Origin of the sequence: Neobacillus canaveralius, assembly GCF_047237705.1 — a bacterium.
Lineage (GTDB): Bacteria > Bacillota > Bacilli > Bacillales > Cytobacillaceae > Neobacillus > Neobacillus niacini_K.
Genome location: NZ_JBDFLL010000001.1, coordinates 4,712,242 through 4,732,538, shown reverse-complemented (window position 1 = coordinate 4,732,538; position 20,297 = coordinate 4,712,242). Strand labels below are relative to the sequence as shown.

At 36.4% G+C, this 20,297-nt stretch carries 21 protein-coding genes; 18 read left to right on the top strand and 3 right to left on the bottom strand.

Annotated elements, in window-relative coordinates:
• Positions 1 to 126 precede the first annotated feature (126 nt).
• The 3 genes from ABC255_RS23135 to ABC255_RS23125 all read left to right on the top strand — a co-directional run bounded on the left by ABC255_RS23135 (position 127) and on the right by ABC255_RS23125 (position 3,173).
• A complete protein-coding gene (locus tag ABC255_RS23135) occupies positions 127 to 1,758 on the top strand; it encodes a long-chain-fatty-acid--CoA ligase (protein WP_412997180.1) in 1,632 nt (543 codons plus the stop codon).
• A 127-nt stretch (positions 1,759 to 1,885) separates the two neighbouring features.
• Positions 1,886 to 2,569, top strand: coding sequence for a hypothetical protein (locus tag ABC255_RS23130; RefSeq protein ID WP_412997178.1), 684 nt, complete (start codon positions 1,886 to 1,888; stop codon positions 2,567 to 2,569).
• Positions 2,570 to 2,588: 19 nt separating this feature from the next.
• A complete protein-coding gene (locus tag ABC255_RS23125; protein WP_412997176.1) occupies positions 2,589 to 3,173 on the top strand; it encodes a hypothetical protein in 585 nt (194 codons plus the stop codon).
• Between the two features lie 53 nt (positions 3,174 to 3,226).
• Here ABC255_RS23125 and ABC255_RS23120 read toward each other — a convergent pair whose 3' ends face one another.
• Positions 3,227 to 4,009, bottom strand: coding sequence for an alpha/beta fold hydrolase (locus ABC255_RS23120; RefSeq protein ID WP_412997174.1), 783 nt, complete (start codon positions 4,007 to 4,009; stop codon positions 3,227 to 3,229).
• A gap of 149 nt (positions 4,010 to 4,158) precedes the next feature.
• Here ABC255_RS23120 and phaQ point away from each other — a divergent pair, with 149 nt between their 5' ends.
• The 12 genes from phaQ (at position 4,159) to ABC255_RS23060 (ending at position 14,350) form a co-directional block, all read left to right on the top strand.
• Positions 4,159 to 4,599 (top strand): poly-beta-hydroxybutyrate-responsive repressor, encoded by a 441-nt coding sequence (gene phaQ, locus ABC255_RS23115; RefSeq protein ID WP_335530929.1) that lies wholly within the window; start codon positions 4,159 to 4,161, stop codon positions 4,597 to 4,599.
• Positions 4,580 to 5,194, top strand: a complete 615-nt coding sequence (locus ABC255_RS23110) for a hypothetical protein (RefSeq protein ID WP_412997172.1) — start codon at positions 4,580 to 4,582, stop codon at positions 5,192 to 5,194. Before phaQ ends, ABC255_RS23110 begins: the two co-directional genes overlap by 20 nt.
• Before the next feature lie 268 nt (positions 5,195 to 5,462).
• Complete coding sequence (locus ABC255_RS23105) at positions 5,463 to 6,629, top strand: C40 family peptidase (RefSeq protein ID WP_412997170.1); 1,167 nt, start codon at positions 5,463 to 5,465, stop codon at positions 6,627 to 6,629.
• Positions 6,630 to 6,954: 325 nt separating this feature from the next.
• Positions 6,955 to 7,788, top strand: a complete 834-nt coding sequence (locus ABC255_RS23100; RefSeq protein ID WP_412997168.1) for an undecaprenyl-diphosphate phosphatase — start codon at positions 6,955 to 6,957, stop codon at positions 7,786 to 7,788.
• 126 nt (positions 7,789 to 7,914) lie between these two features.
• Entirely contained in the window at positions 7,915 to 8,160 is a 246-nt protein-coding gene (locus ABC255_RS23095; protein ID WP_412997166.1) for a hypothetical protein, read from the top strand.
• A complete protein-coding gene (locus ABC255_RS23090; protein WP_412997164.1) occupies positions 8,157 to 9,320 on the top strand; it encodes a GerAB/ArcD/ProY family transporter in 1,164 nt (387 codons plus the stop codon). The genes ABC255_RS23095 and ABC255_RS23090 overlap by 4 nt, the downstream gene beginning before the upstream one ends.
• Positions 9,268 to 10,884, top strand: a complete 1,617-nt coding sequence (locus tag ABC255_RS23085; RefSeq protein ID WP_412997162.1) for a spore germination protein — start codon at positions 9,268 to 9,270, stop codon at positions 10,882 to 10,884. The genes ABC255_RS23090 and ABC255_RS23085 overlap by 53 nt, the downstream gene beginning before the upstream one ends.
• Positions 10,881 to 12,071, top strand: a complete 1,191-nt coding sequence (locus ABC255_RS23080; RefSeq protein ID WP_412997160.1) for a Ger(x)C family spore germination protein — start codon at positions 10,881 to 10,883, stop codon at positions 12,069 to 12,071. The genes ABC255_RS23085 and ABC255_RS23080 overlap by 4 nt, the downstream gene beginning before the upstream one ends.
• Positions 12,072 to 12,301: 230 nt before the next feature.
• Positions 12,302 to 13,522, top strand: a complete 1,221-nt coding sequence (locus tag ABC255_RS23075; RefSeq protein WP_412997158.1) for an ATP-grasp domain-containing protein — start codon at positions 12,302 to 12,304, stop codon at positions 13,520 to 13,522.
• Positions 13,523 to 13,545: 23 nt separating this feature from the next.
• The gene (locus tag ABC255_RS23070; RefSeq protein WP_412997156.1) at positions 13,546 to 13,968 is read left to right on the top strand and encodes a CotY/CotZ family spore coat protein; all 423 of its coding nucleotides are present in this window, start codon (positions 13,546 to 13,548) and stop codon (positions 13,966 to 13,968) included.
• Positions 13,969 to 14,094: 126 nt separating this feature from the next.
• Positions 14,095 to 14,187, top strand: a complete 93-nt coding sequence (locus ABC255_RS23065) for a YjcZ family sporulation protein (protein ID WP_095252056.1) — start codon at positions 14,095 to 14,097, stop codon at positions 14,185 to 14,187.
• Positions 14,188 to 14,221: 34 nt separating this feature from the next.
• Positions 14,222 to 14,350, top strand: a complete 129-nt coding sequence (locus tag ABC255_RS23060; protein WP_412997154.1) for a YjcZ family sporulation protein — start codon at positions 14,222 to 14,224, stop codon at positions 14,348 to 14,350.
• A gap of 30 nt (positions 14,351 to 14,380) precedes the next feature.
• On the opposite strand, the gene ABC255_RS23055 is transcribed toward ABC255_RS23060, so the two are convergent.
• Both ABC255_RS23055 and ABC255_RS23050 read right to left on the bottom strand, forming a co-directional pair.
• Complete coding sequence (locus ABC255_RS23055; RefSeq protein ID WP_412997152.1) at positions 14,381 to 14,788, bottom strand: YkvA family protein; 408 nt, start codon at positions 14,786 to 14,788, stop codon at positions 14,381 to 14,383.
• Between the two features lie 84 nt (positions 14,789 to 14,872).
• Positions 14,873 to 16,585 (bottom strand): AAA family ATPase, encoded by a 1,713-nt coding sequence (locus ABC255_RS23050; protein WP_412997150.1) that lies wholly within the window; start codon positions 16,583 to 16,585, stop codon positions 14,873 to 14,875.
• Positions 16,586 to 16,770: 185 nt separating this feature from the next.
• Here ABC255_RS23050 and ABC255_RS23045 point away from each other — a divergent pair, with 185 nt between their 5' ends.
• The 3 genes from ABC255_RS23045 (at position 16,771) to ABC255_RS23035 (ending at position 20,168) form a co-directional block, all read left to right on the top strand.
• Positions 16,771 to 18,351 carry a peptide chain release factor 3 gene (locus ABC255_RS23045; protein WP_412997148.1) on the top strand — a complete coding sequence of 527 codons (1,581 nt, stop codon included), beginning with the start codon at positions 16,771 to 16,773 and terminating at the stop codon, positions 18,349 to 18,351.
• 133 nt (positions 18,352 to 18,484) lie between these two features.
• Positions 18,485 to 19,582 (top strand): SDR family oxidoreductase, encoded by a 1,098-nt coding sequence (locus tag ABC255_RS23040; protein ID WP_412997146.1) that lies wholly within the window; start codon positions 18,485 to 18,487, stop codon positions 19,580 to 19,582.
• 112 nt (positions 19,583 to 19,694) lie between these two features.
• Positions 19,695 to 20,168, top strand: a complete 474-nt coding sequence (locus ABC255_RS23035) for a hypothetical protein (RefSeq protein WP_412997144.1) — start codon at positions 19,695 to 19,697, stop codon at positions 20,166 to 20,168.
• Positions 20,169 to 20,297: the final 129 nt, after the last annotated feature.

Here is a 20,297-nt window from a genome sequence, read left to right as displayed (position 1 = left end):
TATTGTAAATAACAGTAAGAAATTTAAAAATGTGGAAATTTGTCGATTTGGCAACGTTTACAAAAAACTTTTTTAAAACAATAATTTAAGTGGATAAAGACTTGAGAGGAAATTGGGGGAGATTGTATGGTTTATTCACAAAAGCCATGGTTAAAGTTTTATGATCCAAGAATTAGTAAGGATGTTTCAGTAGACTATGATTCTTTATACGGTCTTTTGAAACAGGCAGCTATTATCCACGGTGACAAACCAGCGCTTACTTTCTATGCAAGATCTTGGAGTTACAAAGAAACCAGAGCAATTTCGGAATTTCTTGCTGCATCGCTATACCGGACCGGTTTCCAAAAGGGAGATAGACTGGGGATAATGTTGCCTAACTCCCCACATTATATTTTTAGCTTATTTGCCGTCTTCCGTTTGGGAGGTATTGCGGTTCAAGTCAATCCAATGTATGTAGAAAGGGAAATTGAATATGCCCTAAATGATTCTGAAGCAGGCTATATGGTAGTTTTCGAAGCATTCTATCAAAAGGTAAAAGAAGTCCAACCGAGAACCTCTTTAAAAAAAATCATCGTGGTGGGATTTGGCGGAAGTAAGATTAATCTTGCAGAAGGTGATATTTATTTCGATGATTTTCTTACACACGATAACGTAATCCCTGAAATCCCAATTAATATCGAAGAAGATGTAGCTATATTACAATATACAGGTGGAACAACAGGTGTTTCCAAAGGTGTTATGCTAACCCACCAGAACCTGCTGGCTAATATTATTCAAGTTTGTGATTTTACTTATAATGCAGTTGATGAGAAACCAGAAAATTTTAAGATTATCAGTGTTCTCCCAATGTTTCATGTCTATGGATTATCATGTAATGCACTTTCAGCTATCCGAATTGGGTGTAATCAATTAATTCTCCCCCGCTTTGATGTGAGTGAATTACTTGAGTTGATTAATCGGGAGAAGCCGTTCCAGTTTACTGCAGTACCTACCATGATATTTGCACTAAACAATCACCCGCAATTGGAAGATAGCTCAATTAAAGATATTTACTACCTAAGCAGTGGAGGAGCACCACTGCCAGTTGAACAGGTTAAAGCTTTTGAAAAACGTGTGGGCATAAGACTTGCAGATGGCTACGGACTTTCAGAAACAGCACCGTCGGCTATTTCGACACCACCATTTCTTCCACGTAAACTAGGTAGTGTGGGCATTCCTTTGCCAGGAACGGAAGCTAGAATTGTGAAGGAGACAGAAGAGGGTTATATAAATGTTCCGGTTGGCGAAGCAGGAGAATTAATTCTCCGAGGGCCTCAGGTTATGAAGGGCTACTGGAAGCGTCCGAGTGACACACAAATGGTCATAAGAGACGGATGGCTTTTTACTGGAGATATAGCCAAAATGGATGGGGATGGTTATTTCTATATATTAGACCGGAAAAAAGACATGATAATTGCAAGCGGATACAATGTTTACCCTCGCGAAATTGAAGAAATTATCTATCAGCATGAAGCGGTCGAAGAGGCAATTGTCGTTGGAAAACCAGATACCTATAGAGGAGAAACAGTGAAGGCTTTTGTAAAATTAAAAATTGGTGCCACCATTTCACCTGAGCAATTAATAGAATACTCAAGGCAATTTTTAGCCCCTTATAAAGTGCCAAAAGAGATTGAGATTCTGTCCGAACTCCCTAAATCATCTGTCGGAAAGCTGTTAAGGAGAATGCTGCGACAAGAAGATCAAAAGGTTTATTCTTGAGAAATCCGCTACTACTTAAACTTCATAGAACACACCCGAGAATCCTTCTAAGAACACATACGATATTTTCTAACTAATAAATTACCAGATTGAGAGTCTAAAAGATTAAAAAGGAGGAATCAATGAAATGACTGAAAAAAAAGAAGAATCACTAAAAACAACTAAAAAAAGGCGAGATACTGTGGAAAATATTTCAGGTGAAAAAGAAACCACAGAAGTGGAACTACCTGAAGCTACGGAATCCAAGGAACAAGAACAGTTTTCAAGCTTGGACATTCTTTGGAAGCACGCTTTTAGCGAGATAGACCAGTGGGCAAAGCATGCAGATTTTCGAGATGATGTGTTTTTAAAAGAAGCCATGTGTTTTGCTGAAAGTATTCAAAGAAATCAGGATAATATTAAATCTGTCAGGGAACAGTTCAATAAGGAATTTGTAAATTGGGAGAGAACAGCAAGAGAGGAATTTTTAATGTCCACCACAGTCCTTCTACATATCTTTCCGAAAAGATCGTATGAAGATATTAATGAGCAAATTGACCAAATCCAAAAAAGAACTGCTTCCATATTAAGCACACCATTGCAAATGGTTGTAAATAATCAGATGATGGATCAATACTTTGACATGATTGAAAAATATATTGCTGTTAGGAAGAAAGGAAGGAAGCAATATATAAAAACTTTAAAACAAGCTGTAAGCTTAATCTATGAGAGTCAAAAAGGGTTTGTTGGTCTTCTCACCGGTCAATTAAAATCGTTCATGTTTCCTTTAAATAAGTATATGGAAAAAGCGGAAGAGGTCACAAAATCATAACTCCTGAGGATGATGAAGAATGTCAAAAGATAAAATGTATGATCCATACGAAGGCTTTAAACAAATTAGTGAGATGTGGGCCGGCATAATGAATATCCCAACTAAAAAGGATGTCGCAAATGTTGCAAATTTATCGATTCAAGCAGGAGGAAAAATCGATATCCTAGAAGAACAGATTTGGAAATTACAGAACAGCCTTGGTGCATTAAATAAAGAAAACCTTGAATTATTTCAAGAAATGGTTCAGATGGTTAAACAAATTCAGGGTGAGTTCCAAAGAACTGTCCACGAAGTAACAGAAATGAAAAGAGTGAAGGATGATTTCCAGGAATTACGGAAAGACCTTGTCGATATAAAGATTATTCAAGTTAACCTTCGCAATGTAAGAGAAGAGCTTGAAGAAATAAAAGATTCACAGAAGAAAATAATAAAAATGAATAATCTTGATGAGCAGAAAACCATACACTCTGATTTACAGGAAGTTAAACTAGAATTAAATCAATTAGCAGAAATTAAAAATGAAATAACTTCCATAAAGGAGCTAGTGGTTAAAGATAGCCAAAAAGGAAAGACGAAAGAAAAGGATTTAGTTTCAACCGTTTAAGTGAATACATTTAATAAGTGGGAAGGACCCGCATCCTTCCCACTTATATAAAATCAAGCAGCAGCCTTATTCCGGTTTAAGAACTTTCTAAGCAGAAGATTAAACCGGTTTGTTGCTTCCAATTTAGCTAGATGGCCAGAATTTCTCATAATGATAAATTCTGAATGTGGTATGAGCTTGTGCATACAGTATTGAATCCATACTGGTAAAACGGAGTCATACTGACATCCAATGATAAGAGTTGGAACTGTAATCGTAGGTAACAAAGAAATATTATTAACTTGGAAACATGCTTTTAAGGATTTTAAAAAGATGTTCCGCTTCGGTTGGAAATAGCGTTTGAAATGATTTATATTTTCCTCTGACCAAGAATATAGGCTCATATGGGCAGCTGTTTCTTTCACAGCGTCATCTGTTGCTGCGATACCCAGTCTCACTTTCTTAAAATTGAGTAACGGCTTTCTGATTTTTTTAGGGAAAAAGTGGAATGTGCTAATCAACATGAGAGAACAAACAAGATGGGGGGCTTGACGATAAATTTCTTGGGCAACGGCTCCGCCCATTGACAAGCCTAATATGTGGGCGTTTTCAATTTTTAACTCATTTAATAAAGCGATAACATCTGAAGCGAAATTTGGAATTGATATCCCTTCCGTTTTGCTACATTCACCATGACCGCGTAAATCAGGAATAATTAATTCGTACTGATCAGCTAATTCAAATTGTGCCTGCCATCCTTCCTTCACTTCACCTAAACCATGGATAAGAACTAAGTGTTCACCATTGCCAAAATGTAAATAAGGCATCCCCAACTTACTAACTTTTGTTTGTTTCAAATTGACACCACCTTCAATTTTTTAATTACTTTATTACCAAGTTACAAAAATTGTAAACATTGTGATAAATCATATAATAACATGTATTTGTCAAGTTGACAAAATATTACTCATAGGTGTAAAATACATATAGGTGAGGTGATATAGAAATGGTAAATCAAGACAATCAGTCTGTCAATCCTTCAAAAAATTTTGTTCTGCCATTTATTCTATTGCTTCTTAGCAGGATGTCTCTTCACGGATATGAGCTAAGCCAGAAATTACAAGCATTTGGTTTTAAAACGATTGACCAGGGTAATCTCTACAGACTGTTAAGACAGCTCGAAAAGGAAGAACTAGTATCATCTGAGTGGGATACAAACGGCAGTGGTCCTGCCAAAAGAAGATATTCCATAACAAAAGCTGGTATTACATACTTAAAAGGCTATGCCAATCAACTAGAATCGTACCAATCGATGCTAGACCAATTCTTCAAAATGTATTCAAGTTTCCTTGAGCTCTATATTCCTTCATTTCAAAAGAGGGATCCGATAGAGAAAGAAAACAGCAGTAAAAAGAGGAGGAAGGACGATGGCACAGAAAAAGAGTGAAAATGTTCAAGAAGTTGAAGAAAAGATGATTCCTGCAGTAGAAGAACCTAAAAATGAAGGTTTATTTGTAGATACACTCTGGAATCAGTATGAGCAATCACTTGAGCGGGCTAGACAGCTGCGTGAAAACCGTGAGGATGCATATGTAAATGCACTAAGAGAAGTCATCAAGTTTAACAAACAATACAGAAACTCACTAGCTAATCTATTCGAGCAAACTAAAAAAACGAACAAAGAAGTTGTTTCCGGCTTCATGCAACAAATGAGTGCACGCAGGGAACAACTTATGAAAGACGAAGAAAGAATTGAAGCAGAAATGATGAATGAAAGGGAGGAGCTTAAGGAGCAGATTAAAGAGGTGTCTCATCAATTAGAAAACCTTGCTCTTACTCCAATCAAATCTGTTTTCCAAATCATTGACCAGTTAGAGGATAATTTTGAAAAGAGTACAGAAGCCAACATCGGTTATGGCCGTGAACGCCGTAATGCTTGGCAACAGGTTACAAATGAGTATGTTAAAATGGCTAGGAATACACATAATGAAATTGTTAATCGAGGAAAAAATAGCGTTAAAGAACTTCTAAAAGCAAGGTAAAGACTTACCTTAAAGAACAATTGCAGACCAATCCATTTGATTGGCCTGCTTTTTCATGTTAAGCAATGAACATTCTGAAACATAAATTTAACATTACTATTATTAAAATGACAACATTTCATGCTATACTTCTACTTGCAATAGAATAGGATAAAAGTGGGTAAAAAGGATTATTTTTGCTAAGTTAATAAACTGTTAAATTAATAAGTTACATAGAAAGAACCAATTACTATTGCTATTTGCGATGAAGGAAGCAGGGGAATGAAATTTGAAAATAAAGATTATGGCATTTTGTACAATAATCACGTTCGGAAGTCCAACTGTATTACTTCAAGTAGAAGCAGAAGAAAATAATAACCAGCAAATAATTGAGGAGCAGCGTTCAAAAATTCAATTAGAAATATTAAAAGGCAATGTTGAACTTAACCAAGTAAAAGAAGAAATTGCAAAAATTAATGAACAAATCAATCGAGTAGAGCAAGCAATAAATGATAATAATCAAATCATTCTCGAAACTGAGAACAGAATAAAGTCTTCACAATTAGAGATACAGAAACTAGAAGCAGAGATTGTAAAACTAAATGAAAAGGTAAGTAAGCGTAATGAAGTCTTAAAAAAACGCGCACTTACATTTCAAGAAAATGGAGGCAAGGTAAACTATCTTGATGTTTTACTTGGTTCCTCAAGTTTTAAGGACTTTGTAGATCGGATGGGTGCCGTTGCGTCATTTGTCGAGGCAGACCAAAATATTATTAACCAACATGAGGCTGATAAAGAGGAGATTAAAAAGAAGCAAACCCAAGTAAAAGATAAATTAATAGAGCTTCAGAGTATGAAAGTGGAATTAGAAGGAATGCAATCACAAATTTTAGAACAAAAGCAACACAATGAATTGTTAAGAACAGAGGCAAAGAAAAAAGAGCAAGTTACACTATCGGAACAGGCGGGGTTAATGCAACAGGATTCGGCACTTGCTGCTATGTATGATTTAACTAATTTTGATCCAAATGAAATTTTGAATGATTCATTGCTTTTAACGAATGAAACCGTTAAAAGTCTTATTTTTGATGGATTAAAGTATGTAGGGAATTCGGTTTATGTATTTGGCGGCGGTCGAAATGAATATGATATAGCAAATGGAAGATTTGATTGTTCAGCTTTTGTCAGTTGGGCATTTTCTCAGGTTGATATCAAAATAGGTGCCAGTACAGAAGTATTAAAAAATACAGGCACACCTGTTACTGTGGAAGAAATGCAGCCTGGAGACGTTGTTTTTTTTGATACCTATAAAAAAGATGGTCATGTCGGCATTTACCTAGGTGCTGGAAAATTCCTAGGATCACAAAGTTCAACAGGTGTGGCAATAGCTGATATGACAAATGGTTATTGGTTAGAGAAATTCAATGGGCGTGTCAATCGCATGATTTCACAATAGGGAAGCGAGGCTGGCATTAGCCTCGCTTTTATAATGTATAAAAAAACATTTGCTAAAGGTATTGGAAATTGAGTACAATTAATAGGTTATTCCATATCTAAAGGCTGTTTTCGTGAATATTTTTGTTAAAATCTTAAAGCCGATTTTAACGTGGAATAAGCTGTTTTGAGCTTTAGAAATAAGTTTGCAGGCTCTTTTCCCATAAATTTAGGTTATTCTCAATGAAAGTAATTCTAAACATTCGTATTTACTTTTAAATGAAACAACATTTGAGAATAGAGTCTATCTAAAACAGTAGAAGATAAAGTTAGGAGTAGTTAAGTAAATGGAGTTATTATTGATTATTAAAGCAATTATTTTAGGTTTAGTAGAGGGTCTAACTGAATTTGCTCCAGTATCTTCAACTGGGCATATGATCATCGTGGATGATATGTGGCTTCAATCAGAAGAGTTTTTAGGGAAATATGGAGCGAATACTTTTAAAGTAGTGATCCAGCTTGGTTCGATTTTAGCTGTTGTCGTGACATTCAAAGACCGGATTATTGACCTATTAGGAATGGGTCGAATAAAAAGTAAGCTATCCGGACAAGGTGGCAGTCGTTTAAAACTATCTCAAGTATTTGTTGGATTAATTCCGGCTGGAATTTTTGGGGTACTACTTGAAGACTATATAGATGAGTATTTATTTTCGACTGAGACTGTTTTAATAGGTTTAGTGATTGGTGCTGTTTTCATGATTATTGCAGATCGATTTGGTCCAAAAACACCGAAAATCCAAACCGTTGATCAGATTACGTATAAACAAGCACTAACGATTGGTCTCATTCAATGTTTATCATTGTGGCCAGGGTTCTCTCGTTCAGGTTCGACTATTTCAGGTGGAGTACTATTGGGATTGAGTCATAGAGCGGCTGCTGACTTTACATTTATTATGGCAGTACCTATTATGGCTGGAGCCAGCTTTCTTTCCTTACTTAAAAATTGGCAGTATATGACGCTGGACGCACTTCCATTTTTTATTGCCGGATTTATTAGTGCCTTTGTTTTTGCTTTAATTTCTATACGCTTTTTCTTAAAACTTATTGATAAAATAAAACTTGTACCCTTTGCTATCTATCGGATCCTGTTAGCGTTAATTATTTTTCTAGTTTACTTTTAATTTTATAAGGCAGCAATTAGCGTCTACCTGTTTATAAAAACCAACAACGACAAGTTGTTGGTTTTTTGTTGGATAAAAACGGATATTTTTTGGAAACATAAGGTAAAGACAGCGATGGGGTTCTATATGGTAACATTATCCTTTTTTTTACTGATAACATCATTAACAATACTTATTGCACTATTTGATATGAGCCTATTTGAATTCTCCTTTTTTGAAGCGATGATAAATATTTTATTTTCTGAAATTGCTATTGGCAGATATATAGCCTTGTTTGGCGCTGCCTTGGGTTTGATTGCAAGTGTAATGATTGATGTTCGGATCCATCGTACAAAAAAAGATAGCAACGATAATGAGAGGAAACAAGAATGAAAATGGAAAAGGAGAATATATCATTAAGCCAGCTGTTAACATTGTTAATCAATTTTTTACTCGGCAGTGCGATTGTTGTTGGAGTGGGTGGAAGCGCGAAAAATGATGCCTGGTTAGCAATATTACTTGGCGGATTAATAGGAATCGTTATTATTACATTAAATCATTTCTTTATATTACGCTTTCCCGACAAAAATATGTTTCAAGTGATTGAATTTTGTATAGGCAGAAAGATAACGATTGTTTTCACCTTCATGTACATTGTTTATTTTCTATACATATCATGCCGAGTCATTCGAGATTTTGGTGAATTAATGGCTACTGCCATTTTACCGAATACTCCCATTGAAATGATGTCCTTAACTTTTTGTCTTCTAATGGGATACATTATGTATTTGGGAATTGAAGTCCTAGCGAGAACATCTGAAATTTTCACACCCTATCTCTTTGGTTTTCTTTTATTGTTGGCAATCTTTTTATTTGCCAGTGGCAGCGTAGAGTTTGAGCAAGTGCAGCCTATCCTGGGCGAAGGAATTATGCCTGTCATTAAAACAGCCTTTACTGAATTAGTCTTTTTCCCATTTGGAGAAATAATTGCCTTTAGTGTCGTTTATACGAGTTTAACAAATAAAAAATATAGTCTTCGGGTTTCAATTTTGGGTGTCGGACTTGCCACATTCCTACTTTGCGTTTCATCCTTACTGATGATTGTTTCACTAGGTGTTGATTCCGTTTCCCGCTCTAACTTTCCCTTGTTAAGTACGGCAAGAGTAGTCTCTATCGGGAATTTTATTGAGAGAATTGATGCATTTGTTGTATTTATAATCATGTTAGGTGTCTTTATAAAGGGCTCCATGTTTTTTTATGCTGGTTTAAAAGGGTTGGAATATATTTTTAATCTTCCTTATCGGTACTTTGCCTTTCCTGTTTCAATGATCATTTCCTTATTTTCAATTTTAGTGTCCGTTGATTTTGCTGACCACATTCAAGAGGGCATTAAGTTGGTTCCTTATTACCTGCACTTTCCGTTCCAAGTTGTATTTCCTTTTATCCTATTCCTATTGGTGATGTGGAAACAATGGAAAGGCAAGTCGAAAGGAGAAGAGCATGGCTCAAAGAAAACCAATTCGCAGATTATTAAAGAAACCAATAAAACTTGAAGATAAATTAAAGAACACCGATAAACTGTCGGGACATATACAGGAACTAGAAAAGGAATCCGTCGAGTTTTCAATTGATGAACTGCATTCACAAGTGGCTAATGCCTTCGGAAATTCAGCAGACTTAAAGTTTATCGAAGGAAAAAGAAATGAGAGAAACATCATCGTCGTTTTTTTAGAGAGTATGGTCGATGCAACTAATCTAAAGGAAACAACATCAAAATTTTTCTCGTCTATCAGCCCAAAGCTTCAACCGTTGAACAATGTTGATGAATTATCTTCTTATTGTAAAGAAGTTTTTGGGGGGGCAAGCTTTAAAATTGTTAATACAAGGGATGAAACGATCAATGAAATTATTAATGGCAGTATAGTTATTTTTGTTGAGCGTATAGACAAAGCACTAGCCATAAACATGATGAATGGTGAAAAAAGGTCAGTATCAGAACCGACTTCCCAAACAGTAATAAGAGGTCCTAAGGATTCGTTTATTGAATCCATTTCGACGAATGTCAGCCTTATTAGAAGAAGAATTCGTAACAAGAATCTACACTTTGAACAATATACGATTGGAGAAGATACACAGACGAGTGTTTATTTAGGATTTATTAAAGGAATCGCTAATGAAGCAATCGTGCAAGAAGTTCGAAACAGGCTAGAAAAAATTAAGGTTAGTGCTATTTTTGAGAGTGGTAATATCGAAGAGTTAATTGCTGATAAAACATTCACCCTGTTTCCGTTAGCACTAAATACGGAACGTCCAGACAGCGTCGCAGCGAATTTAATTGAAGGAAAAATGGTCATTCTGATTGATGGAACACCATTTGCATTAATTGTTCCTGCTGTTTTTGTAAACTTTTTTGAAAGCCCAGAGGATTATTATCAGTCTTTCTTCTTAGGGAGCTTTTTAAGAATGATCCGGTATCTTTCTTTTATGATTGCACTCTTAACGCCTTCCTTATACGTAGGGGTATTAACCTATCATCATGAATTATTGCCGACTACTTTACTATTAAGTGTTATTGCCCAGCGTGAGGGGATTCCATTCCCAGCAGTGGTTGAGGTATTGGTTATGGAATTAACCTTTGAGATATTAAGAGAAGCCGGGGTTAGGATGCCAAGAGTTGTTGGTCAAATGGTTTCTATTGTTGGGGCTTTGGTAATTGGTCAAGCGGCAGCAGAGGCTGGGATTATTTCTAACATTATGATCATCATTGTTTCTATCACCGCTATTGCTAATTTTGTTTCACCAATCTATAGTTTTGCAACTGCATCTAGATTATTACGATTTTTATTAATCCTATTTGCTGCTATTTTAGGTTTATATGGTGTGTTAATTGTTCTTGTGGCGATGGTGGCACATTTAAGTTCATTACGTTCGTTTGGAGTTCCTTATTTAGCTCCAATAGCCCCTTTTATTATTGAAGATCAAAAGGATGTTTTTGTTAGATTTCCGTTTTGGACAATGAAAAAAAGGCCGAAATATTTACGAGCGGAATCAGGAAAAAAAGTATTTACAAGTTCTCCTCCTTCGCCCCCACCAATGAAAGGCGGGAATACTAGTTGAACTACAAAACCTTAGTCCAAGTTAGCGTTATGGTGCTAATTTTGAGTGGCTGCTGGGATCATCGAGAATTATCAGAAATAACGGTTGTCGTCGGCATGGCTGTGGATAAGGGCGATAATGGTAAATATACTTTAACCATTGAAGGAATAAACGCCAAAGAATTAAGTGATAAAACGTCCACTGGTTTTGCACCTTCTATTTTTTACGCATTAGAGGGAGATACATTAGCAGAATTATCTCAGAAGATGAATGTTGGAATATCAAAGAATTTAATATACTCCCATATGAAGGTCCTTGTCATTAGTGAGGAAGTACTTAGAGATGGTCTGATAGATTTTCTTGATTTCTTGGAAAGAAACCGTGAAATCAGGGACGACTTTAACCTTGTCACAACTAGGAATGTTAAAGCAGCAGACATATTAGGTGTCACATATCTTGTACAGAAGTCTTCATCTCTAAAACTGCATACGCAATTAAACTCATTAGTGGAAAGTTGGGGTGGTGATCCCAATATTCGCTTAAATGATTTTATCCAAGCTTATACCTCTGCTGGAAGAAGGGGAGTTATGGCTGCATTAACCATACAGGGTGACCCTGAAAAAGGGGGAAGTGTTGAGAATATGAAAAAAGTTAAACCAGACGCACTTGTGGTGGTGGATTCATTAGCAATATTTAAACATGATAAACTCGGTGCTTTTTTACCGCTTGAGGATAGCCGAAATTATTTATGGATTATAAATAAATTAGATAAAACGGTATTAACGGTAGCATGCAACAAAGATAAATTTCTTGGAGTTCGTATTTTTAATAACAAGACAAAATCAAAGGTAAGTCTAATAAAAGGGAGGGCTGTGATAAATCTTAGGGTAAATGGAGAGGGCTATCTAGACAGTACTCAGTGTAAGGAAGACCTAACTCAAATTAACACCTTTGTTAAGTATGGTAAGTTAACCGAGAAGGAAATCAAAAAAAATCTTGAAGCAACAATTAAAAAGCTTCAACAAGAATATAAGGCCGATATTTTTGGTTTTGGAGAAATGCTGTACCGTCAAGATTATAAAAATTTCAAACGTATTGAAAAGAATTGGGATGAATATTTCGAAGACGCTATTGTCAATGTGGATGTAAATGTCAAATTAAGAAGATCCGGTGTAAAGACTAAGAGTCTATTGTCTGAAAAAAAATAATGATAAAGCCATATTCTCGCAGGGATAAAACCCAAAGGATATGGTTTTTCTATTTTCTAAACACTTGTCCATTATTTTTTTTGAAGGCATTTGTCACACTTTAAATTTATTGGTCAAATAACTGTTCGTACATAATGAACATGCCTACACCAACTAACGGAAAAAGAATATTTTATTGTAACAGGAAAACTATCACAAAAAGGTGAGGTCATTTTTGGTGGGTGCAATAGATGAAATCAATTGTTTTCTTAGGTTCAAATAAAACAGGATCAAGCTACGAAGGAATTAAAGCAGCAAAAAGACTAGGTTACGAGACAATACTATTAACGAATCGCACCATTTTTGTTGAAGAAAGGGAGGATTATTACGAAATAGATGATGTGCGACTATTAAATATGTCAGATACAGATGAAATACTTTCGACGATAACTGACCTTTATGAAGAGGGGAAAAAGGTTGTTTGTTTTATTAGCTTTTTAGATGAATATGTTTATTTGGCGACCTTACTTACAAATACTCTTTGCAAAACACCTCTCACATATGAACCGTTGCAAATTATGACCGACAAAATTTTAACCAGAAGGTATTTAGCCGGAAAAAATTACACTCCGTTTTTTAAGGTTCTAAGCTCAACCGAATCGATCGAGGATGAGATAAATGAGTTAAAGGACCAATTTCCTCTAATTATCAAATCTCCTCAATCGAATGGTTCAAAAGATGTACTCCTGGTCGAAAATGTTTGGGAATGTAAAAAGGGTGTGAAACAACTTCACCGGAAAAACTCTGAAACTCCTATATTAGTGGAGGAATATTTAGAGGGACCACAATATTTGATCGAAGTCGTTGTCTATCATTCCACCATTACAGTTGCAGCAATTGTTGAGCAGGAAGTAACAAAGGGTGAACGGTTTATTATCACAGGTTATTCTGTTTGTCCTGAGCTGTATTTAGAACAACTGCCAGGGCTAAAAGAAACTGTAGTTTCTATTATAGAGGACTTTCAGTTAAGAAATGGTACTTGCCATTTAGAAATAAAATTAACCAATAAAGGCTGGAAATTAATTGAGATTAATCCGAGGATGGCTGGGGGGGCTATGAACCGAATGATTGAGGAAGCGTTTGGTTATAACCTCGCAGAGCAGACAATAAGATTGTACACAGGGTTAAAACCAGATTTAAGAAAAAAACAAAATAAGGCTATTTATACCCATTATTTAATCGTTGGTTCAGTTGGGAAATTACTTAAAGTATCGGGTTGTGATTTAGCCAAAGAACAAGTTGGTGTTTTAGAGGTGTACACAAAGGCAGAATATGGTCAACTTGTTACACCACCTCGCTCAATGGGACAACGATATGGGTATGTATTAGCTGGAGCTGAGTCAAAGGATCAAGCAAGAGAATGTGCCCTGAATGGCGCACAGCATATTCAATTTTACGTGCAACCTGTTTAGAAACTATGAAAGGAGGTTTGGTTATGGGGGAAGAACATGAGAATGGATGTGTATGTCGGGACCTGCAGCAACTTTTAGAAGAACAAAAAAAGTTATCCTTTGATGAATTTCGCTTTATAAGTGAAGATTTTGGATATGACACGATTCCATTTATACTTTCAACAGGAAAGTGTCAATTTGAGGCTTTTGGTTGGACAAATAACGGTGACTTTTTTACAACAAATGTTTTTAGATTAGAAGCTATAGATGTAAGGAGATGTTGCGCAACAATATCACTACTTGAGCCAGTAGATATAGATGGCTATCCAGTAGATTTATGCGATAATGTTTTTTCATTAAGAACAACTTCGAATTGTGTGGTTGTTGATCTCACCTGTTTTAAATCGTTACAGCCGCTGTCACCTAGATTAGTGGACCGGCTCCTTCCTATAGTGGAACCAAAATGATTGATAAGCCCAATTAGATTGGGCTTATTCTTTTTTTTGAAAAGTGGGTTATTTGGATTTGTATCTATCGCACATTTTTATCGGCATGAATAGGATATATGGAATTATAAAAAGGAGGTAATGTAAATGTCTGGTTCACATGGCGGGCTTGGCGCAGGCTTTGCTCTTATAGTTGTATTGTTCATTTTGTTAATTATTATCGGGGCTTCTTGGTGCTGAGAATACTATTAAATTAAAGAGGGGGGTAATAAATATGACTTATGGATATGGGTATGGTTGTGGTGGTTTTGGATACGGACGCTGTGGATATGGCGGCGGCTTTGCGTTAATCGTCGTTTTATTTATCCTATTAATTATTGTTGGTGCAGCTTGTTTTAGATAATAATAAAAAGTTAAAAGGAAACCCTCTTGACTATTCAAGAGGGTTTCCTTTTGTTGAATGTTTCCACTTTTTAAAATCATTGATTTCAACTGATAATTTTTTAAGCGTAAAACTTATGACGGCGGCATCATCAACTATCCCTAATCCGACGAGAAAGTCAGGGACCACGTCTAAAGGAGAAACGAAATATAGGATTGCACCAATAATGATTAAGATCGTAGTAGGTGCAACGTTTCGATATTCGCCTTTTGAATAGGCATGGACTAAATCAAAAAATAATTGCAGCTTTTCCCATGCATCTCCTAAAGTTCCTTTGTTATTTCTTGCCTTTGTGATTGCCTTCTTCAATAAGCCTTCGGTCTTTTTGGGATTATCGATATACCCTTTAGCACCTTCACGATGTTTTTTTGCTTCAAAATAAATTTGTGGGTCAACCATTTACATACACTTCCTTAAGTGGATATATAAATTAGTGTGCCTCAGGAACATTCATTTCATTTATGCGGAAAACATCATCACTTGTTACAGGGGGGGGCCCCAGACAATTTCTTCGACCTCAGAGCCTTCCAGTGTTTCTTTCTTTAATAAGTTATCAACTAATTGATGATACTGATGTTGATGGCTTTTTATTAGATTCTCTGCTTTTTCTATCCCATTTACAAACAGTTCTTGCATCTTATCTTCTTTGTCCTGTTTGTTAAATGTAAGGGTAAAACCTTCTTGAAGCATACCAGTATCAACCATTTGTTCGATAATTTGCTTTGCTTGCTGCACATCTCCACTGACGCCTATGCTATGTTCGCCAAGCAGGATTCTTTCGGCAACACCACCGGCTAATACCATGGCGACCCTATCTAGTAAATCACTTGTCGTTGATAAATGAAGCTCTTTTGGGATAGGTGCCACGTATCCCAGTGCCTCACCACGTGGGATAATGGTCGCTTTTCTTACAGAACCTGGCTTGGTTAAAGAAGCTACAATTGCATGCCCTGCTTCATGCATGGCCACGCGGCGCTTCGTGTCAAAATCCTGTAAAGAACGTGAAGTACTTCCTAATATTGTCCGGTCAAGAGCATAATCAAGATCACCTTTTGTTAATGAATCCTTCCTGTTACGTACGGCACGTCTGCTGGCTGATTCAAATAATGATTGCAGCTCTGCTCCTGAAAAGCCGGAGGTACTTTCCGCTAAATCATCTAAAGAAGCTAGAACTTCTTCACTAAGTGCTTTCCCTCTTATATGAATATCGATAATTTCTCGTCTTCCTTTTGTATCCGGAAGCGGAACATGGAAAGTGAAGTCAATTCTACCGGGTCTTAGGAATGCTTCATCAAGCATATCTTTTCTGTTTGTTGCGGCAATAAACAAAATTCCATCATTTGAATGCCCCCCATCTAGCTGGACAAGGAGTTCAGTCAAAGTTTTTTCTGCTTCTTCACCGCCATGGGCTTTTCTTCTGCCAGCTAGGGCATCTACTTCATCGATGAAGATTACAGCCGGACCTTTTTTTCTAGCACTCTGAAATAAAGAGCGGACCCTGCTGGCACCGACTCCAACGAATAACTCATTAAAAGCGGACCCGCTGGCAGAAAAGAAAGATGCGTTTAATTCACGGGCAATCGCCTGAGCTAATAATGTTTTTCCTGTGCCTGGCGGTCCGTATAAAAGAATACCTTTTGGTGGCTTAATCCCCATTTTAACCGCTCTTTCCGGTTCTTTCAGTGTAGAGAGTGTCTGAAGGATTTCTTCCTTCATTTCTTCCCCAATCCCACCAACATCGTCTAAACTAATGGTTGGAAGGGGACTAGCTTGAGAAACACTATTCTTCATTGAATTCGAAAGACCAAACCCACCTTTTGTTTTTTGAAGCACGTAAGCAGTTCCAACTAGGGCAAGGATTACACCTGCCATGATCCATTTTCCAAAACGGCTGCCATTAGAAAAGGAGTAATGAATATTATATTTCTCTACAAGTTTGTCAATCATTTGACTGTTCGGAGGAACTTGTGATTCGTATTTGAGACCGTCAATTTCCAGTAGTATGCTGCCGTCAGAGTGCTCGGTCAGTTCTACTTGTTTCCCATTTTGCTTTTGAATGGTTTCTTCAACTAAAGAGAAAGGAATTTCTACTTCATCATTTTTTGTTTGGATAATCCAAGTAATCCCTGCCATTAATATTAGTAACGCTGCAATGAGCGGAATAATCTTTGAAACTAGTTTTTTACTTTGATTCAATTATGGTCATCTCCTTAAACAGAGTCTTACTCTATTATAAAAGGAAAAAGACAAAAGGCTACGTGGGAATGGATGGAAATTAATTGCCAATTGGATTGTATTAAAGGATTGCAAATTTGACCTCAAAACTATAAGATTAAGGGTACGAGAAAAATTTTTGGATTGTCAAAAGAGAGGAATTAGAAATGAGTAACAATTTTAAAGAAGAGGTTTTATCGCGCAGAACTTTTGCGATTATTTCTCACCCGGATGCCGGGAAAACAACACTAACAGAAAAATTATTATTATTTGGCGGTGCGATTCGTGACGCAGGTACGGTAAAAGCTAAAAAAACTGGTAAGTTTGCGACGAGTGACTGGATGGAAATTGAAAAACAACGGGGAATCTCTGTTACGTCAAGTGTTATGCAATTTGATTATAATGATTTTCGTGTCAATATTTTGGACACTCCCGGACACCAGGACTTCAGTGAAGATACGTATCGGACCTTAATGGCTGTTGATAGTGCCGTTATGATCATCGATTCTGCTAAAGGGATTGAGGAACAAACATTAAAACTCTTCAAAGTATGCCGCATGCGCGGAATTCCAATCTTTACTTTTATTAATAAGCTTGATCGTCAAGGGAAAGCGCCATTAGAGCTTCTTGCTGAATTAGAAGAGGTCCTTGGAATTGAGTCTTATCCTATGAACTGGCCGATTGGGATGGGTAAAGAGTTTCTTGGAATTTACGATCGACATTACAATCGAATCGAACAATTTAGAGTAAATGAAGAAGATCGGTTCGTTTCATTAAATGGTGATGGAGAAATCGAAGGTGACCATCCTTTAAAGGCTTCTGGTTTGTATGACCAAACACTCGAAGAGATTATGCTGTTAAACGAAGCTGGTAATGATTTCTCTCCTGAAAAAGTTGCAGATGGAAAAATTACACCGGTTTTCTTTGGCTCTGCGTTGACAACTTTTGGGGTTCAAACCTTCTTAGAGACATATCTGCAATTTGCTCCAGCACCGATGGCGCGAAATTCGTCGATAGGAGAAATCAATCCACTTGCTGAACAGTTTTCAGGATTTATCTTTAAAATTCAGGCAAACATGAACCCGGCCCATCGTGATCGGATTGCTTTCGTCCGTATTTGTTCAGGGAAATTTGAACGAGGAATGACGGTAAATATACCTCGCTTAGGTAAACAAATTAAGCTTTCTCAATCTACTTCTTTTATGGCTGAGGAAAGAAATACGGTTGATGAGGCTGTCAGCGGGGACATTATTGGTCTTTATGATACTGGTACTTACCAAATTGGTGATACCATTACCGCAGGTAAAGACAATTTTCAATTTGAAAGACTGCCTCAATTTACACCGGAGCTTTTTGTTAGGGTCTCTGCAAAGAATGTAATGAAACAAAAATCATTTTATAAAGGAATCCAACAGCTGGTTCAGGAAGGTGCGATTCAACTCTATAAAACAGTCAAAACGGATGATTACCTATTGGGTGCTGTTGGACAACTGCAATTTGAGGTTTTTGAACATCGAATGAGAAATGAATACAATGCTGAGGTATTGATGGAACGTATTGGTTCTAAAATTGGCAGATGGATAGAGGGGGATGTTGTCGATGAAAACCTTTCGAGTTCTAGAAGTCTGCTTGTAAAGGATCGCTTTGGTCATTATGTCTTTTTATTTGAAAATGATTTTGCGCTTCGTTGGTTCCAAGAAAAAAATCCAGACGTGAAGCTATATAACCCAATGGATCAGGATGAGTAGGATTGACGGGATTATTCCCGTCATTTTTTCTGTGTTAAAAATACAGAAAATTCAATTAATAAATTGACTATTATTTTTGGAACAACATACAATTAGTACAAGATTCCACTTAACATTTTTGGGGAGGGATAGAATGGAAAATGGGTATTTTTTTACGGGATTTCCGGGTTTTATTTGTAACCAATTAATTAGAGAAGTTTTGAAAAAGAATGAATGGACTGGGATTGTTTATGTACTTGTTCTTCAAGGTATGATGGATAAAGCAAGGAAAGAACGACATTCTATTATTACAGAACTAGGTCTGCGGGACGACGCATTTATCCTAATAGAAGGTGACATCACGCAGCCATCACTAATGATCTCTGAAGAAACCCAAGAATTTCTAAACAAAAGGGTAACACATGTTTTTCATCTTGCAGCTATCTATGATTTGGCAGTACCCAGGGATATTGCTTTTAGAATTAATGTGAATGGCACCAATAATGTAAATAAGTGGGTACGTGGGATGACTCAATTAAAACGTTACGTCTATTTTAGTACGGCATATGTTGTGGGAAAACGTGAGGGAACCCTTTATGAGACTGAGCTTATTCGTCCTACTAGTTTTAAAAATCATTATGAAGAAACAAAATATGAGGCTGAAGTATTGGTTGAAAAACTAAAAGAAGAAGTCCCAATTACAATTATTCGTCCTGGAATTGTTAAAGGTCATTCACAAACAGGCGAAACGATTAAATTTGATGGACCATACTTTATGATGAATTTTCTGGAAAGATTAAAATTCCTTCCGCTGCTCCCGAAATTAGGAAAAGGAGAAGCGTATGTAAATTTGGTTCCAATTGACTATATCATTCAAGCTACAGCATTTCTCAGCTTTTTCGAAAATGGTGTCGGTAAGACCTATCACTTAACAGATCCTCGTCCCTATCGTGCTTCTGAAATTTACACCTTTATGATGGAGGAATTGCTAAACAAGAAACCAATTGGAACGCTCCCATTGTCAGTTGGCAAAGGGTTTCTTTCCATAAAGCCAATGAGAAAGTTTCTAGGGGTTGAAAAAGAAGCACTGGATTATTTTACTTGGATGGGTCATTTTGATTGTACTCAAGCAGTGAATGATTTAAAGGGATCAGGAATAATGTGTCCTGATTTTAAGGATGGTGTAAAAGCAATGACGGCATTTTACTTAGAACAAAAGGATAATCCAAACTATCAAATACCCATTTTATGAAATTCGACATGATGATACTATTCAAAAATATTTCTAATATACCTCGTTTATTCGGACGTTTACTGGTAAAACTAACTTGGAAGTGACTTACAGTAGAAGTGAGATAGAGAAAATGAAAAAAGTGAGTAAATTAGAAGCGGTTTTATGGAGTATAGCATTTCCAGGTTTCAGTCAGCTATTAAGTGGTCAGTACATCAAAGGTATTTTCTTTGTGATTCTAGAATTTATGATAAATGTGAACAGTCATTTTAATAGTGCGATTATGTACAGTTTCTTAGGTGAAATCAAAGAAGCTGAGTCAATCCTAAATTATCAGTGGCTAATGTTTTACCCTTGTGTTTATATGTTTGCGATGTGGGATGGTTATCGTTCAGCAATGCCAGCTAAGGAAAAATACTCTTATTTACCTTTTGTATTTTCCGCTTATTTTGTAACAGTAGGATTAATGATTTCACCAAAGGTGACAATTTTTAATGTTCATCCAGGTCCTGTGTTTTTACCTATGTCATTTGTAATCCCTGGGGTATTAATTGGTTATTTAATAAAAAGGATATTACAACTTCGCGAAAAGAGGCTTCAAATCTAACATAGATTTGGAGCCTTTTTAATGATATTTTCTTATATGCCCCCACAAAGGATGATTATTATTCGTATTTCTTTATTGGGAGTACCCTTGCCAGAACCTGCAAAATCCAATCTATAATACTTATGGTAT

Coding starts and splice junctions, on each gene's coding strand:
- ABC255_RS23135 (WP_412997180.1), top strand. CDS start 127: ATGGTTTATTCACAAAAGCCATGGTTAAAGTTTTATGATCCAAGAATT.
- ABC255_RS23130 (WP_412997178.1), top strand. CDS start 1,886: ATGACTGAAAAAAAAGAAGAATCACTAAAAACAACTAAAAAAAGGCGA.
- ABC255_RS23125 (WP_412997176.1), top strand. CDS start 2,589: ATGTCAAAAGATAAAATGTATGATCCATACGAAGGCTTTAAACAAATT.
- phaQ (WP_335530929.1), top strand. CDS start 4,159: ATGGTAAATCAAGACAATCAGTCTGTCAATCCTTCAAAAAATTTTGTT.
- ABC255_RS23110 (WP_412997172.1), top strand. CDS start 4,580: ATGGCACAGAAAAAGAGTGAAAATGTTCAAGAAGTTGAAGAAAAGATG.
- ABC255_RS23100 (WP_412997168.1), top strand. CDS start 6,955: ATGGAGTTATTATTGATTATTAAAGCAATTATTTTAGGTTTAGTAGAG.
- ABC255_RS23095 (WP_412997166.1), top strand. CDS start 7,915: ATGGTAACATTATCCTTTTTTTTACTGATAACATCATTAACAATACTT.
- ABC255_RS23090 (WP_412997164.1), top strand. CDS start 8,157: ATGAAAATGGAAAAGGAGAATATATCATTAAGCCAGCTGTTAACATTG.
- ABC255_RS23085 (WP_412997162.1), top strand. CDS start 9,268: ATGGCTCAAAGAAAACCAATTCGCAGATTATTAAAGAAACCAATAAAA.
- ABC255_RS23075 (WP_412997158.1), top strand. CDS start 12,302: ATGAAATCAATTGTTTTCTTAGGTTCAAATAAAACAGGATCAAGCTAC.
- ABC255_RS23070 (WP_412997156.1), top strand. CDS start 13,546: ATGGGGGAAGAACATGAGAATGGATGTGTATGTCGGGACCTGCAGCAA.
- ABC255_RS23065 (WP_095252056.1), top strand. CDS start 14,095: ATGTCTGGTTCACATGGCGGGCTTGGCGCAGGCTTTGCTCTTATAGTT.
- ABC255_RS23060 (WP_412997154.1), top strand. CDS start 14,222: ATGACTTATGGATATGGGTATGGTTGTGGTGGTTTTGGATACGGACGC.
- ABC255_RS23055 (WP_412997152.1), bottom strand. CDS start 14,788: ATGGTTGACCCACAAATTTATTTTGAAGCAAAAAAACATCGTGAAGGT.
- ABC255_RS23045 (WP_412997148.1), top strand. CDS start 16,771: ATGAGTAACAATTTTAAAGAAGAGGTTTTATCGCGCAGAACTTTTGCG.
- ABC255_RS23040 (WP_412997146.1), top strand. CDS start 18,485: ATGGAAAATGGGTATTTTTTTACGGGATTTCCGGGTTTTATTTGTAAC.
- ABC255_RS23035 (WP_412997144.1), top strand. CDS start 19,695: ATGAAAAAAGTGAGTAAATTAGAAGCGGTTTTATGGAGTATAGCATTT.